We start from the raw sequence: 14,470 nt of genomic DNA, 5'->3' as shown, positions 1-14,470 counted from the left end.
ACCTCACTCAATTCTCGTAGGCGAGGCGGAGGTCCGCCCTCGTCGGGGTTCCGACTTCGGGCACGGGAGGCAGTGGGGCGCCGGAAGCGGCGGCCATGCGTGGACGAGGGTGCCGTCCACGGAATCCAGAACCGACAGGCATCATCGCGGGGGTGGGCGGTGAGCGGGCGGCACGGTGGGAGAGCGGTGCTCAAGGTCGGTGCGCACGTCCGCTTCCGCGACCGCACCTGGCAGGTGGTGGCCATGACCGGGCAGCAGGTCCACCTGGCCGGTGAGACCGGAGAGGACGAGACCGTGCTGACCACCGCGATGACCTTCGGAAAGTCGTCGGCAGGCTCACGCCTTCGGGTCCGCGAATGCGGGCCGCGTGCCGTACTTCTCGACCGCTTCTGGGTCGAGGGACATTCCGAGTCCGGGGTCGGAGGGGATGTCGAGGTATCCGTCGGCGTCGAGTCGCCAGCCTCCCGCTACCAGGTCGTCGACATAGGCCGACCCGGTCTTGTACTCGACGAGGTCGGTGGACGCGAGTGCGGACGAGAGCTGCAGATCGGCGGCGAGACCGATGGCCGTGTTCCATCCGTGCGGAATCAGACGGATGCCGAGGTCCTGGGCCTCCCAGCCGATTCGGCGCGACTCGCTCAGACCGCCGCCCTTCGTGGTGTCGGGCTGAACGATGTCGAAGGCGCGGCGTCGCAGGTACGGGGCGAAGCTCTGCCTGCGGGTGAGGACTTCGCCCCCGCTGATGGGGACGGGTGAACCCGCGCGCAGCTCTGCGAAACCCTCGAGGTCGTCCGGTGCGAGGGCCTCCTCGAACCAGGCGATGTCGTAGTCGGCGAGCATCCGCGCGGTTCGCTTCGCCCATGCCAGACCACCGGGGAAGAAGCCTTCGGAGCCGCCGGCGTCGACAGCGAGCAACCGGTCGCCTATCGCGGCGCGGGCGGTGGCGACGGTGTGTTCATCGGTGGCGGCGTCCACCCGTCCGAATTTCCACCAGCCGATCTTGAACGCGGTGAATCCCTGCTCCACGAGTTGGGTGAGGTTGTCCGTCATGGGGCCGGCCTCGTCCATGAGCACTGACGCGTAGGGGCGCACCCGGGTGCGGTGGCGCCCGCCGAGCAGTCGGCCGACCGGCTGGCCGAGCGCCTGGCCGGCGATGTCCCACAGGGCGATGTCGATGGCGCTCGTCGCGTGGGTGAGCGCGCCGCCCCGGCCCATCCAGAACGCGGTCTGGTGCAGCGTTTCGGTGATCCGCTCGACTTCCACCGGGTCCTGTCCGACGAGGTGCGGGAGCAGGAGGTCGATCGCTCCCTGGACGAGGTTCTCGGTGGTGAACGCGCTTCCGATGCCCGTGATGCCTTCGTCGGTGTGGACGGCTACGAGCGTGTGCACGACATCGTTCGGACGCAGTTCGTTCGACCAACCGCCTTCGGGGGTCGCCCCACGAAGACCGCATGTCTCGACCCTGGTGATTTTCATGAGTGCCTCTCGTAACGGGTGTCATAGCCGCGTGCGCCGACGAGGCGGCGGCTGTGTTCGGGACCGTACCCGACCGAGAGAACCATTGTCGACAATCGACTATTCGACTACAGTCTGCCGAACGACCCGCCTCCAGAGCGCCAGACCACCACGGGAGCACCCATGGACGACGAAGTCGCCTCCCACAGGTCTGCGCTCACCGACCACAGGAGCCATGACCGCGATTGTCGACAAAGTACAATCCTGTTACGCTCCGGCCATGTCCGGTCTTCCCGCGCTTCCCGCGCTCCCCTCCGCATCCCTCGCCTCGCGCCGCGAAACCGTGGCAGACGTCCTGCGCGAGGCCATCACCTCGGGCCGTCTCCAAGCGGGTCAGAAGCTCACCGAGTCGGGAGTCGCCGAACAGCTGGGAACCAGCCGGGCGCCGGTCCGCGAGGCACTGCGCCAGCTGGAGCAGGAGGGCCTCGTGATTTCCTATCCCTACCGCGGTACGGAGGTGCTCGGCGTCTCCCAGGAGGAGATCGAGAATGTCCTCGTACCGGTCCGCATCTCCCTGGAGAAATTCGCCTTCCGCAAGGCGATGCCTCGCCTGACCGACGCGGACTACGCCCACCTCCAGTCGCTCGTCCGCAACATGGAAGCAGCGGCCGATGCGTCCGACGCCGCGCTGCTCGCCGACGAAGACATCCGCTTCCACGAGGCGGTCGTGGCTTTGTCGGGGCAGCAGCACTGCCTGCAGATCTGGCGGTCGATCCAGCCCCGCGTGCGCGCCTACTTCCGGCGCGACGCGAGCCACTACTCAGACGCGACCGTGGTCGCCGGGCAGCACCGTGAGCTCATCGACGCACTCCGCGCAGGTGACGAGCACGCGCTGGACCGGGCCGTCACCGCCCATATCAACACCCATTTCAGAGCCACTGAGGACCCCTCCGAATGACCAAGACGATCTTGATCACCGGCGGCGGAAGCGGCATCGGCCGCGCCACCGCATCCGAAGCCGCACGCCGTGGCTGGGCCGTCGGCATCCTTGACCGTGACAGCAAGAGCGCTGAGCGGGCGGCGGCCGAAGCCCGGCGCGCCGGCGCCCACAGGGTCTGGTCGGCTGCGCCGGACGTCACCGACGAACGGGAGCTCGTCGACGCGTTCGGCGCAGCGAGCACCGCACTGGGCCCGGTGGACGGGGTGACCGCGAGCGCCGGCATCGAGATCAACACGCCGCTACCACGGATGTCCCTCGACACCTGGCGCCGCGTTCTCGACGTGAATCTCACCGGCACCTTCCTGACCGTACGCACAGCCGCCCGAGCCCTGCGGGACGCCGGGAGGCCGGGTTCCATCGTGTGCTTGTCGTCCCCTTCCGCCTTCGTCGGCTTCGCCGGCGGCTCGAACAGCGCGTACGGAGCGTCCAAGGGTGGAGTCTCCGCGTTCGTGAGGGCTGCCGCCATCGATCTGGCCCCTCACGGCATCCGCGTCAACGCGGTTGTCCCCGGCGCCACCGATACGCCCATGCTCTACTTCGGCCTTGACGGTGACGAGCTCAAAGCGGAGCGCGCGCGCCTACAAGACGCCGCAGCACGGCAGATCCCGCTCGGGCGGATGGCCGATCCCGTCGAAATCGCGCGTGCCGCTGTCTGGTTGCTCTCTGACGACGCCTCGTACGTCACGGGCAGTCACTTGGTGTGCGACGGCGGCCTCATAGCCAAGAGTGCGAACGACTTCTGACCAAGCCCCCCGTTATCTTCTTCGCGGTCCTGCAAGAGGGCCGCTGGCCTCCGGGCCCGGCATGACTGTTGCCCCCTGTCGATCGGATGACCTGGGGGGTGGTGTCGCCGAGTCCGAGTGGTGCCGTCGGAGACGCTGATCAGAGGTCCGGCCACCGCCTGGCCCGGCGCAATGCCGGGCAGCTCGTGGGCGGCAGGTCTGCATAACGTGGATGCGCGCGAACGGCCCCGCCGCCGAGGCCGGCACAGCATCGACGCATGTGGGGGCACGGTGATCGACATCGACGCAACGGGCGTCTTTCTCGGCCTGGACGCCGGCAAGAGCAGCCACCATGGCCACGGCCTCACCCCGGCCGGGAAGAAGGTCTTCGACAAAGCCCTGCCGAACGGCGAACCCCAGTTGCGGGCCGTCTTCGACAAGCTCAAGGCCAAGTTCGGCACCGTCCTGGTGGTCGTGGACCAGCCCGCCTCCATCGGCGCCCTGCCGCTGACCGTCGCCCGTGACGCCGGCTGCCAGCTCGCCTACCTGCCCGGACTCGCGATGCGCCGGATCGCCGACCTCTACCCGGGCGAGGCCAAAACCGACGCCCGCGATGCGACCGTCATCGCGGACGCCGCCCGCACCATGCCCCACACCCTGCGCTCTCTCGAACTGGCCGACGAGATCACCGCCGAGCTGACCATGCTGGTCGGCTTCGACCAGGACCTGGCCGGCGAGGCCAACCGCACCTCCAACCGCATCCGCGGCCTGCTCACCCAGTTCCACCCCAGCCTCGAACGCGTCCTGGGACCCCGCCTGGACCACCCCGCCATCACCTGGCTCCTCGAGCGCTACGGCTCTCCCCAAGCACTGCGGAAAGCCGGCCGCCGCAAACTCATCGAGGTCATCCGGCCCAAGGCACCCCGCATGGCCGAACGGCTGGTCGAGGACATCTTCACCGCCCTCGACTAACAGACCGTCGTCGTTCCCGACACCAGCACCCTGGACCTGATCGTGCCGTCCCCGGCCAAATCCCTGGCCGCCGTCCACGAACAACGCCGCGCACTGGAAGCCCAGATCGAGGCCCTGTTGGAGGCCCACCCTCTTTCCCAGGTCCTGACCTCGATGCCCGGCATCGGCGTCAGGACCGCCGCAGTCCTCCTGACCACCGTCGGCGACGGCAGCAGCTTCCCGAGCGCCGCCCACCTTGCCTCCTACGCCGGCCTCGCCCCCACCACCAGACAGTCGGGCTCCTCGATCCACGGCGAACACGTTCCAAGAGGCGGGAACCGACAGCTCAAACGCGCGATGTTCCTCTCCGTGTTCGCAGCGCTCCACGACCCCGCCTCCCGCACCTACTACGACCGCTGCCGAGCCAGAGGCAAAACCCACACCCAGGCCCTCCTCCGCATCAGCATCCTGTTCGCCACGCTCCGCGACGGAACCTTCTACGAACCCAGAACCCCACGGATCGCTTGACGAAGGACATAGAGGCACCCCCACTGCAAAGTCACCACCCCTTGCCGGGCCCCAGCTCTCTTTGCCGCCCCGCTCCCCCGACGGGACGGCAAAGGACATCGCCTCTTCTTCACGGGAGGTACCTGTTGAACTCTCCACTCCGCGTCTTCGCGGAGCAGTTCCTCAAACAGGGCCGAGGCCTCGCTGAGGTACCCACGGTCCGTGCGCCAGCTCCCGTGGGCCGGCTCGCACCTTTGGCCACGCACATTCTGAGTGCCTTGGCCAAAGGACGTCCGCTGGGTGGTCGCACCAGGCCACGGCGTCATCTCCCCTGAGGAGCTCCACGAGGCCCTGACCGAAAGGACGGCCCCCTTCCGTCCCGAGGCCGCGGCCCGCCAGCCCCCGCGCCGCAGAAGCACGACCAGACGCCAGCCCAGCTCACAGGCGCACAACAACACGTCAGCGGACGACCAGCGACGAGACGCACAGACGACTCCCGACCAGCGAGAAAGGGGACGACCACAATGACAATCCCCGATGCCCCACCCGACTGGCCCCGCATCGCCCGGTACCTGCTCCACCGCGCCGAGAAAGCGCGCGACACCTGGCACACCCCGGCCCACCGACTGGCGGCCTCATCCGATGCTCTCGCCGCAGCCCAGCACACCGACATCGACAACGCACAGATCCTGGGCGCGATCGGCGCGCGGCACGGCTGGCCTGGACGCACCCGGGTCGGCGCTGACAGCTGCCAAGCCTCGATCTTCATCGCCCTGCACGCAGATCAACGACCGCAACCTGCAGAGCAGACTGCTCCACGCCCTGCACCAGGCCGCGCCCCGCAGCGAGGCGATCCCAGCCCAATGAGCCCACCTGTAGGACCGGCTGCTCGTCAACGCTAGGGCGTGTGTCGGAAGTGTTCTAGTTTGGCTGACGTGACTGAGCGGGGGCGGAGTTATCGATATGTCGGACCGATCGAGCTGAAGGCCGCGGTCCGGCCTGGTGACGGCGGGCGTCGTATCGGCTCGGCGGCTGACTTCGACGGCTGGATCAGGGAGCAATCGGCGGCCGAGCTGGCCGAACCGTTCACCTTCGTGGTCTGCGTGGACGGTGCGCTTCGGCTGGCACCGCGCCGGAGCGAGCACGTGGCCTGCGCCGGCGGAGACATGGTCCTGAGCGCTGGTGAGATCAGCTTCATGCGCGAGGCAGACCGGTGGACCGTGAGCGAGGTCAGCAACCAGTCCACCGGCTACTGCCCAGATGTCACCTCCTGGGCGGAAGTCGCCCGCGCCCTGGACGCTGCAGAGCTCCGGCGGCCATCCGGCTTCACCCACGAGGTGGTGTTCCGGCGATGCCCCGACTGCCAGGAGCGCAACATCGTCCGTGAGGACGACTTCGTCTGCGTCTTCTGCGGCAGCGATCTGCCCGCGGCATGGAACGTGGATCCCACCACGTGACGGCCCAAGGTCACAGCCACTCGCTGATGGCCGCGACCAGCACGGTCGCCTCGTAGCGGACGGCGAGCTTGTCGTATCGCGTGGCGACAGCACGGTGTCTCTTGAGCCGGTTGATCCCGCACTCGACCGCATGACGCTGGCGGTAGTCGGCCGGGTCGAAGCGCGGCGGCCGGCCGCCGCGGGAGCCGAGCTTCTGGCGGTTGCGTGCCTGGTCGGCCTTGTCCGGGATGGTGCATCGGATTCCGCGTCGGCGCAGGTAGGCGCGATTGTTGCGGGAGGCGTACGCCTTGTCGGCCCGCACCCGATCGGGACGAACGCGTGGCCGACCCGGCCCGAGGCGGGGCACGCGAACCTTCTCCAGCACCGGTTCGAACTGCGGTGAGTCTCCACGCTGCCCTGCCGTCACCACGATCGACAGGGGCTTCCGACCCTGTTCGACGGCCAAGTGCAGTTTGGTGGTGAACCCGCCGCGCGAGCGTCCCAGCCCGTGATCACGAGGCTCGGTGAACACGCCACCCGGCGTTTCCTTCTGCAGATCACCCTGCTTGCGGGCCCCGGCCGCATGCTGGTGGGCGCGGCAGACCGTGGAGTCGACGCTCAGGTCCCACGTGATCGCCCCCTTCGCGTCGGCCAGGGACTGGAGCCGGGTGAGGATCCGGAGCCAGGTGCCGTTGCGCTGCCATCGGCGGAACAGGTCGTAGCCCCGGCCCCACGGCCCGTATTCGATTCGACAGGGATGTCCCGCCACGGGACTCCGGTCCGGACACGGAACCGTATGCCGTCGACCAGCTGCCGCCGGGGCCAGACGGGCGGCCGCCCCGCCTTCGTCCCCTTCGGCAACAACGGCTCCAGCACCGCCCACTGCTCGTCCGTGAGATCTCCCCGACCCATGAACCATGATCATTCACAGCCCAAGATCCGCTTTCGACACACGGCCTAGAAAGCGGTGATGGAAGGTCGCCGGACCCGGTTCCCCCAAGCACAGGTCGAACTGCGGCAAGCGCTCGACGGCTGCCCGGTTGAGTGGAGTTCTGACCTTTATCGACCATGGCCTCGCGCTACGGGAACGCTCTGGCACCATCTGACAGTAGGCATAAGGGACCTCTCACTCAGGACTGTCGGGCCCATGTGTCCGACTGTCCGGTTTACGAGCTGACCTGCATAAACGGACCGGACACCGTCAGCGGCCCAGTGTCCGGCCTGGAAGGCTGCAACACGCCCAGCCTGGTGTCGCAGCCCTGCCGCACAGCATCCACCGGGCGCCCGGACGGCCGCCGGAACGCTCCCCTCCGGCGAGTACGCGGTCAAGCTGGCGGAGCAACGCAATCCCGCACCGGCAAATGCGCAGGTCAGCGGCTTAGGCAACCGAAAGTACCCGCCTCTCTCTGTGACGGTTGAATTGTTTGTGGGACGTGCACGGACCGTGGACTTAGGATGCGTGAGAACTGCATCCACCACCCGCGGGGGACAAGTTGAGGGAGCTGGTCTGCGTCGCACCAGTGGTCCGGGACCGGCTCGTCGTTCGGTTCGGAGCTGGGGTGCTGGCCTGGTGTGATGAGTTGCCGGTTGTCGTGGACGAACTCGCTGCCCGTTGGGATCTGGAGCTTGTCGCGGCGGGCGGAGGAGGCACCTCGCGGGTGTTCCGCTGCTTCAGGCGGGACACCGGCACCTCGGCATGGCTGAAACTCACGCCGGAGCCCGGGATTGCCCGGGAGGAAGCCGAAGCTCTGCGGGCCTGGGCGAAGACGCCATCGGTTGTCACGCTGCTGGCACAAGATCTGACCGCCGGGGCCCTGCTTCTGGACGACGTGGAGCCGGGCGTGCAGGTGAGCCAGCGTGCATGGAATCTGGCTGAGGTCGCGGCGCTGCTGCGGGACCTGCGAGACCCTGCTCCCGCGCCGGGCGAGCACTCGGTACTGCGGCGTCTCTCACACCGCGTCGACTTCATGTTCGACTTGACCGTCCGCAGGCTTGCAGCGTGCGACGTGAACGATCCGGCTGTTTCGAAGGTGCTTCGGCAGGCGCGGGCGGCAGCCCTGGAACTTGCAGGCAATGGGCCTGTGGGACTCGTGCATGGTGATCTCCACCCGGCCAACGTGCTGTCTGGTCCGGGAGCCCGCATGGTGGCGATTGATCCGAGGCCGACGTGGGGCGACCCGGACTTCGACGCTGTCGACTGGGTGCTTGAAGGAGTTGCAGATCCAGCCGTGCTGGAGCAGAGGATCGAGGAGCTGGCGGCGCTGGTTCCTGGCATGTCTCCTCGTCGTGTGATGGGTTGGTGCCGAGCCCTGGCCGCCCTCAATGCGGTCCCCAGGATGTGTGCGGGGCGGGACGACACGGAGACTCAGTTCCTCATGGCTCTGGCCGACAGCTGAGTGCTCCATCGACCTCAAACGATCTCGTCCCACGGTGCCTGTCAGCCGCTGTGATCACCCGGAGCGTAGCTTTTCCAGGGGGCTCCGGCGTCGGCGGCGATGCGGGTGGTGCTCTTGTCGTGGTAGCCGAGTGCCCGGGCGATGACGGGGGCGCTGGCGGGCAGGGCCTGGAGGTAGTTGAGCAGCAGGCCGGCCACGGGCTCAGGCACTGGGGTGGGCGGGTCGCCGAGCCGGAGTGCGACGTGCTGGCCCTCGCGAAGGACGTCGTCGACTGTCATGCGGACGATCCGGCTGACCGGCTGGGCGAACAACAGGACCAGACAGGCGGCGACCCGAACTCGCAGCGGGGTGCTGGCGTCGGCGAGGACCCGTTGCAGGGCGGCGACTCGTTGGTGCTGGCCCATCGGGTGGGGGTTGGCGGTCGGGCGGTTCGGGATGACCAACCGCGGCATCCGGCGGCTGTCCATGCACCACCGCAGAAATGCCTGTGCGGGCCGTCGGGTGGAGTACTTCTCCGCGTGCCAGGCATCGAGGTCGGCCTGGGTGCAGGCGCTCAGCGCGACGTCGCGGGCGGCGAGCCAGACCAGGAAGGCGCCGGCCTGCGTGGTCTGCCGGCGGCATTCCTGCGTGGTGCTGGTGCCCAGCGGGCTCTTGGCTGCTTTGGCGCGGAGTTTGCGGAGCTGATGCCAGGTGGCGAAGTGCTGAAGCAGCTGGGCGTGTTCGGTATCCGCGGTGGCGGCGATCCGCTGGGCGAGCCACCGCTCGAACAGCAGGAGGCGCCGGTCGAGGTGCGGCAGGACACCGCTGTCGACGCTCCCCCGAGCCTCACCGGCGCGCTGCTGCGCACCCTTCTCTTCGACCGGTGGGTGGCGGATTTCCTGTCCGCGCATCCCGACGCCACCGTGGTCGAGATCGGCACCGGGCTTGACACGCGCCACGAACGTGTCGACCACGGCCGCGCCCGGTGGTTCGACCTCGACCTGTCCGATGTGATCGGCCTGCGCCGCAACTTCTTCGCGGACGGCCCCCGGCGGACGATGATCGCGGCCTCGTTGGCGGACGGGGCGTGGGCCGCAGAGGTGGCCTCGCACGCCACCGGGCCGTACCTGTTCGTCACGGAGGCCCTGCTGCCCTACCTGAACGAACCCGATGTGCGCGGGGTCATCGGCCTCCTCGCCGACCGCTTCCCGGGCGCCCTGCTGGCCCTGGACACCGCCGGCCCCGACTTCTTCGACACTCAGGAACAGCACGACGCCCTCAGCAAGGTCGAGGCCCGTGTGCACTGGTACTGCCCCGACCCGGCCCAACTGACTGGCTGGCGGCCGGGTACACGCGTACTGGTATCCCACACCCTCACCAGCCTGCCCGAAGACCTCGTGACCCAGATGCCGCTCTCCTACCAGCAAATGGTGTCCGCCATCGCCGCTCAGCGGCTCCCTCAGGCCGAGGGCTACCGGCTCAAGCGTCCTGCGCCCGCCCTGACATCCGCAGGCACGCTCAGCGGCCGGTTCCGGCCGTGACTCCGCCGAGTCACGGCCGGATTCGGGACCCGTTGCGCGAGCGCCGCGATTACCAGGAGGACTTGGTGACCCCGGGCAGGAAGCCGGCGTGGGCCTGCTCGCGCACGCGGACCCGCGACAGGCCGAACTTCCGAAGGTGACCGCGCGGCCGCCCGTCCACGCTGTCCCGGTTGCGTACTCGGGTAGCGCTCGCATTGCGGGGCTGGCGCCGCAGTTCCTCCACTGCGGCCTGGCGTTCGGCGTCGGTGGAGGACGGCCGACGGATGATCTCCTTCAGCTCCGCACGGCGGGCCGCGTACCGCTCGACGACCGCTTTGCGCTTCTCGTTCTGCGCGATCTTGCTCTTCTTGGCCATCAGACCTTCCCTCCTCGGGCGCGGATGCGGGCCACGGCCGCCTCGATGCCGATGCTGTCGACGGTCTTGATCGCCTTCGCGCTGAGCGTCAGCCGGACGTACCGCCCTTCGCTGGGCAGCCAGTAGCGCTTGCGCTGGATATTGGGGTCGAAGCGGCGCGAAGTGCGCCGATGCGAGTGGGAGATGGTGTTGCCGAAGCCCGGCTGGGCTCCGGTCAGTTGGCAGTGGGCGGACAAGGTCTTACCTGCCTCTCGTCGGTCGACTAGTTTTTGGAAATGGAAACCATTCCCATATAGTACCCCTCATGGCTCGCAACGAGGTACGCCGGGTCATCAAGCTCCGCTCCACCGCGGGGACCGGCTACACGTATGTCACCCGCAAGAACCGCCGTAACGACCCCGACCGCACGGTGCTGCGCAAGTACGACCCGATCGTCCGGCGCCACGTCGACTTCCGCGAGGAACGCTGACCTCCCGTCACTCCGCCGCCCCCGAACTCAAGGACGCCCCATGAAGCCCGGAATCCACCCTGCTTACGGTCCCGTCGTCTTCCGCGACCGTGCCGCGAACTACGCGTTCCTCACGCGCTCCACCATGACCAGCGACAAGACCATCGACTGGGAGGACGGCAACACCTACCCGGTGGTCGACGTCGAGATCTCGAACGTCAGCCACCCCTTCTACACGGGGACCGCCCGAGTCCTGGACACCGCCGGCCGAGTCGAGCGTTTCGAGCGCCGGTACGGCCAGCGCGGAGCCAACTGATGCGGGACGAGGCCGGACTGCCCGTCGTCATCGTCGCCGGGCTGCACTCCGAGGCGCGCCGGAAGGTCGTGGACCAGTTGCTGCGCCTTGTACCCGACAGCGTCGCCCTCCATCACGACCTGTCCACGGCGGCCGACGGCACCGTCCTGCGCCAGGTGCGCGACGCTTCGGGTGAGCTGTCCCGGGGCGACGCCCCGCTGGTCAACGACTGCGCGTGCTGCGCGCTACGCGAAGACCTGGTCCCCGAGCTGGAACGGCTCGCCGACGCCGGCCTCACCCGGCTCGCCGTCGTCGAACTGTGGGACTCCGTCGAACCCAAGGGGATGGCCGAGACCGTCGTCCAGCACGGTGCCGACGCGGTCCGGCTCACCAACGTGATCACGGCGGTGGACCCGGCTCTCGCACTCCCCTGCCTCGGCAACGGTGACGACCTGGCCGAGGCGGGCCTCGCGGCCGCAGCCGGCGACCAGCGCACGGTCGGCGACACCTGGGCCAGGCAAGTGGAGTATGCCCCCGTCCTCGCCGTCGTGGAGAGCGAGGACACCGACGACGAGGACCGGGCGCTCCTCAGCCAACTCCACCCCGTCGCCCGTCAGGTGAGCGCCAACTCTCCGGAGCTCGCCCGGCTGGCCTTCGCCGGCTTCGACGTCGAAGCGGCCGCCGCGGCCCAGCACCCTGCCTGCGCCCTGCTCCCCCAGGAAGCCGACGAGGCAGGCGTCACCACATTCGTCTGGCGTCGGCACCGCCCGTTCCACCCCGAACGCCTCTACCAGGCGCTGGAAGACCTCTGCTGCGCCGCTGCCCGCAGCCGCGGACGGTTCTGGCTCGCTGACCGCCCCGACACCCTGCTCGCCTGGGACGCCGCGGGCGGAGCCCTGTGCGTGGAGAGCGCCGGCCCGTGGCTCGCCTCCCTGCCGGACGCCGCCTGGGAGATGGTCCCGCCCGTGCGCCGGGCGGCCGCCGCGCTGGACTGGCACCCCGAACACGGGGACCGCTGCCAGCACCTTGTCTTCACCTCACCCGGCCTGGACCGCGACGGGCTCGCGCGGGTGCTGGAGTCCTGCCTGCTCACCGACGCCGAGTACACCGCAGGCCCCGAAGCGTGGAAACAACTCCCGGCCGCGTTCGACTCTCTGCTTGACCCCGTCGCGTAGAACCTGCCCCATCCGCCCCATCACAGAAGGAGCACTATGGCCCCCCGCCAAAGCCCCCGCAAGCCCCTGAAGTCCCGCCCCAACCCGCTGGACGCGGCCGGGATCACCTACATCGACTACAAGGACACCGATCTGCTGCGGAAGTTCATCTCCGACCGCGGAAAGATTCGCAGCCGCCGCGTCACCCGCGTCACGGCCCAGCAGCAACGACAGATCGCCACGGCGATCAAGAACGCCCGTGAGATGGCGCTCCTTCCGTACTCGAGTCGGTGAGAAACGACCACTCGCCTCCTCCACAAGCCTTTTCTGTGGGAAATGCGGAGGCGCACAGAACGCACCCCTGGGAGCAGTGGGTGCGTTCTGTTTTCCCGGAGGGGCGCATGCGAAGCAGTCAGTGAGCCTCTTTCATCCTGGATAGCTACAGGTCGGCAGTGTGTGCACGGCTCGGACGATGATGCTGATGCGGCGGGTAGAGCATCTGGCTCGCCGGAGTGGTCGCCAGGACTTCAGCCGGGCGAAGGCGCGTTCACCTGGGGCTCTGAGCCGGGCATGGTCGCGGTGGAACTGCTGGTAGTGCTCGGGTTGGTGGCGGTGATGGTAGTACGGGGTACGGACGGTGGCACCGGCGCCCTGGTAGGCACGGTCGGCTGGGACGAGGATCTGCCGGGTGAGGCAGGCCTGGACGATGCCGTGGGCGCGGGCCGCGGTCAGGTCGTGGGGGCGGCCCGGTGTCGCGCGGGAGAACCAGAGCGGTGTGCCATGTGGACGTAGATCTCGGTGAGGTCGACCACGACGAACGTTCTCTTGCCATCCGGGCTGCCCATCGGCCTGCCGAACCATGGGGCGAGGAACACGGACAGCTCCGCGACGACCAGGTCCCTCGATCCCGGACTCCGCGCCACCCATGGCCAACAGGGGGATTCGAGACACAAATGGCATCACGCTCAAACCGCTCAAGATGGGGAAAGTTTGATCATCGGCAGTGCTGGACGATCACATGATTCGCCTGGAACCGGCCGACGGGTCTTCGGGTGAGGCCCTCCTGTCGGGCACGGAAAAGTGTTCGACCACCGGCCTGGGACAGGCCATGATCCGCATTTGTGACGACGTCAAAGCAGCTCATGGTCCAGGCCGCCGCCCGCAACAATGCCGAGTGGTGCGCAGCGATGAGCCGATCGCACGGCCTGGCGAGCGAGTTCGGCCTGCAGGCTTGGACCGCCCCGGCCCGCACGCCGCGGTACTACCCCGACGCGGTGACACTCGTGCCGGGAACCGACCCGGCCGCGCTGGCGGCGCGGATCGACACCACCACGCCGAACGCCTCCGTCAAGGACAGCTTCGCTGACCTCGACCTGAGCGAGGCCGGCTTCCAGGTCCTGTTCGAGGCGCAGTGGATCCACCGCCCGGCGAGCACGTCCGCTGTCGCGCCGGCTCTTGCCTGGGATGTGGCGGGCGATCCGGACACACTGCGTGCCTGGGCGCTGGCCTGGGACGACGGGAACGGCAACGCAAACCTCTTCCGGCCCGAACTGCTCGACGACCCGGCCACCTTCGTGCTCGCCGGACGGTCCGCCAGCGGCCGGGTGGTCGCCGGCGCGGTGGCGAGCCGCAGCGACCATGTGGTCGGACTCTCCAACGTCTTCGCATCGGACGGCGGTCCTGACGCGGCTTGGCCGGTCGTACTGGATGCGGTGCACTGGCTGTTCCCCACTCTGCCGGTGGTGGGCTACGAACACGGCGACGACCTAGCGGCCGCCGTCCGCCACGGCTTCGAGCCGGTCGGTCCACTGCGGGTCTGGCTGCACGGACAGACCAGCTTCAAAAGCAGTCCGAGCCCGCCGTTCGCGACCACCGTCCCCACGGGGAAGCCTGAACGCGAGGGTGGGGAATTACCTGACGTCGAACCCGCCCAAGGCGGGGAATTACGTGACCGTCGACAGGAACGTGCTGAGATGGTGGAGGATCGCCTGCTTCGCTTCAAGACCGAAGCGAAGCACAACCTCACCGAGGGCCAGTGATTGAGCGATCGTCGAGTCCAGCCCGGAACCATACTGCCCACAAGCTCCGTCTTGCACGGATCAGCATTCAACCTTCAGTGCGACGGAACAGTGAGCCTTTTCAGCGTTGACGCTTCAGGGTGAGGACGGCGGCGGCGATGACGGTCATGCGGTTGGGGCTGCAGCGGGCTCTGCGGAAGACGTGCCAGGACT

The 14,470-nt window shown here is 68.4% G+C and carries 13 protein-coding genes and 5 pseudogenes; 11 read left to right on the top strand and 7 right to left on the bottom strand.

Features of this window, described 5'->3' with window-relative positions; all coding sequences use genetic code 11:
• Window positions 1–336: 336 nt before the first annotated feature.
• Window positions 337–1,389: a mandelate racemase/muconate lactonizing enzyme family protein gene (locus FHS37_RS37800; protein ID WP_229890314.1), complete on the bottom strand. Its 1,053-nt coding sequence runs from the start codon at window positions 1,387–1,389 to the stop codon at window positions 337–339.
• A gap of 301 nt (window positions 1,390–1,690) precedes the next feature.
• Between FHS37_RS37800 and FHS37_RS37795 the strand changes: the two genes are divergently transcribed.
• The 4 genes and pseudogenes from FHS37_RS37795 (at window position 1,691) to FHS37_RS37780 (ending at window position 6,092) form a co-directional block, all read left to right on the top strand.
• Window positions 1,691–2,413 (top strand): GntR family transcriptional regulator, encoded by a 723-nt coding sequence (locus FHS37_RS37795; RefSeq protein WP_229890315.1) that lies wholly within the window; start codon window positions 1,691–1,693, stop codon window positions 2,411–2,413.
• A complete protein-coding gene (locus FHS37_RS37790) occupies window positions 2,410–3,198 on the top strand; it encodes an SDR family NAD(P)-dependent oxidoreductase (protein ID WP_184829726.1) in 789 nt (262 codons plus the stop codon). Before FHS37_RS37795 ends, FHS37_RS37790 begins: the two co-directional genes overlap by 4 nt.
• A 270-nt stretch (window positions 3,199–3,468) precedes the next feature.
• Window positions 3,469–4,656, top strand: a pseudogene (locus FHS37_RS37785) (IS110 family RNA-guided transposase).
• 914 nt (window positions 4,657–5,570) lie between these two features.
• Entirely contained in the window at window positions 5,571–6,092 is a 522-nt protein-coding gene (locus tag FHS37_RS37780) for a hypothetical protein (protein ID WP_184829724.1), read from the top strand.
• A 10-nt stretch (window positions 6,093–6,102) separates the two neighbouring features.
• Here the strand turns inward: FHS37_RS37780 and FHS37_RS37775 are convergent.
• Window positions 6,103–6,983, bottom strand: a pseudogene (locus tag FHS37_RS37775) (IS5 family transposase).
• Between the two features lie 680 nt (window positions 6,984–7,663).
• Here FHS37_RS37775 and FHS37_RS37770 point away from each other — a divergent pair.
• Window positions 7,664–8,467 (top strand): aminoglycoside phosphotransferase family protein, encoded by an 804-nt coding sequence (locus FHS37_RS37770; RefSeq protein ID WP_229890316.1) that lies wholly within the window; start codon window positions 7,664–7,666, stop codon window positions 8,465–8,467.
• Between the two features lie 41 nt (window positions 8,468–8,508).
• Here the strand turns inward: FHS37_RS37770 and FHS37_RS37765 are convergent, their stop codons facing one another.
• Window positions 8,509–8,919 (bottom strand): hypothetical protein, encoded by a 411-nt coding sequence (locus FHS37_RS37765; RefSeq protein WP_221500797.1) that lies wholly within the window; start codon window positions 8,917–8,919, stop codon window positions 8,509–8,511.
• A gap of 66 nt (window positions 8,920–8,985) precedes the next feature.
• On the opposite strand from FHS37_RS37765, the gene FHS37_RS37760 reads away from it, so the two are divergent.
• Window positions 8,986–9,987: a class I SAM-dependent methyltransferase gene (locus FHS37_RS37760; RefSeq protein ID WP_229890317.1), complete on the top strand. Its 1,002-nt coding sequence runs from the start codon at window positions 8,986–8,988 to the stop codon at window positions 9,985–9,987.
• A 49-nt stretch (window positions 9,988–10,036) separates the two neighbouring features.
• Here FHS37_RS37760 and rpsN read toward each other — a convergent pair whose 3' ends face one another.
• On the bottom strand, window positions 10,037–10,342 hold the full coding sequence (gene rpsN, locus FHS37_RS37755; protein WP_184829718.1) for a 30S ribosomal protein S14: 306 nt from the start codon (window positions 10,340–10,342) through the stop codon (window positions 10,037–10,039).
• Complete coding sequence (gene rpmB / locus FHS37_RS37750) at window positions 10,342–10,578, bottom strand: 50S ribosomal protein L28 (RefSeq protein ID WP_030833456.1); 237 nt, start codon at window positions 10,576–10,578, stop codon at window positions 10,342–10,344. Before rpmB ends, rpsN begins: the two co-directional genes overlap by 1 nt.
• 68 nt (window positions 10,579–10,646) lie before the next feature.
• On the opposite strand from rpmB, the gene rpmG reads away from it, so the two are divergent.
• Genes rpmG through rpsR form a run of 4 tightly spaced genes read left to right on the top strand, consistent with a single transcriptional unit; the run spans window position 10,647 to window position 12,533 of the window.
• Complete coding sequence (gene rpmG / locus FHS37_RS37745) at window positions 10,647–10,811, top strand: 50S ribosomal protein L33 (RefSeq protein WP_184829716.1); 165 nt, start codon at window positions 10,647–10,649, stop codon at window positions 10,809–10,811.
• Window positions 10,812–10,851: 40 nt separating this feature from the next.
• Window positions 10,852–11,106, top strand: a complete 255-nt coding sequence (locus tag FHS37_RS37740; protein ID WP_184829714.1) for a type B 50S ribosomal protein L31 — start codon at window positions 10,852–10,854, stop codon at window positions 11,104–11,106.
• Entirely contained in the window at window positions 11,106–12,260 is a 1,155-nt protein-coding gene (locus FHS37_RS37735; protein WP_184829712.1) for a CobW family GTP-binding protein, read from the top strand. The genes FHS37_RS37740 and FHS37_RS37735 overlap by 1 nt, the downstream gene beginning before the upstream one ends.
• 36 nt (window positions 12,261–12,296) lie before the next feature.
• A complete protein-coding gene (gene rpsR, locus FHS37_RS37730) occupies window positions 12,297–12,533 on the top strand; it encodes a 30S ribosomal protein S18 (RefSeq protein WP_184829711.1) in 237 nt (78 codons plus the stop codon).
• Window positions 12,534–12,665: 132 nt separating this feature from the next.
• Here rpsR and FHS37_RS37725 read toward each other — a convergent pair.
• A pseudogene (locus FHS37_RS37725) lies at window positions 12,666–13,028 on the bottom strand (transposase family protein); the annotation flags it as partial.
• Between the two features lie 353 nt (window positions 13,029–13,381).
• Here FHS37_RS37725 and FHS37_RS37720 point away from each other — a divergent pair.
• Window positions 13,382–14,065 (top strand): annotated as a pseudogene (locus FHS37_RS37720) (hypothetical protein); the annotation flags it as partial.
• Between the two features lie 313 nt (window positions 14,066–14,378).
• Here the strand turns inward: FHS37_RS37720 and FHS37_RS37715 are convergent.
• A pseudogene (locus FHS37_RS37715) lies at window positions 14,379–14,470 on the bottom strand (IS5/IS1182 family transposase); the annotation flags it as partial.

This window comes from Streptomyces griseomycini (assembly GCF_014203535.1).
GTDB lineage: Bacteria > Actinomycetota > Actinomycetes > Streptomycetales > Streptomycetaceae > Streptomyces > Streptomyces griseomycini.
The sequence above is the reverse complement of the archived record's forward strand: the minus strand, read 5'-3'. Positions and strand labels throughout refer to the sequence as shown.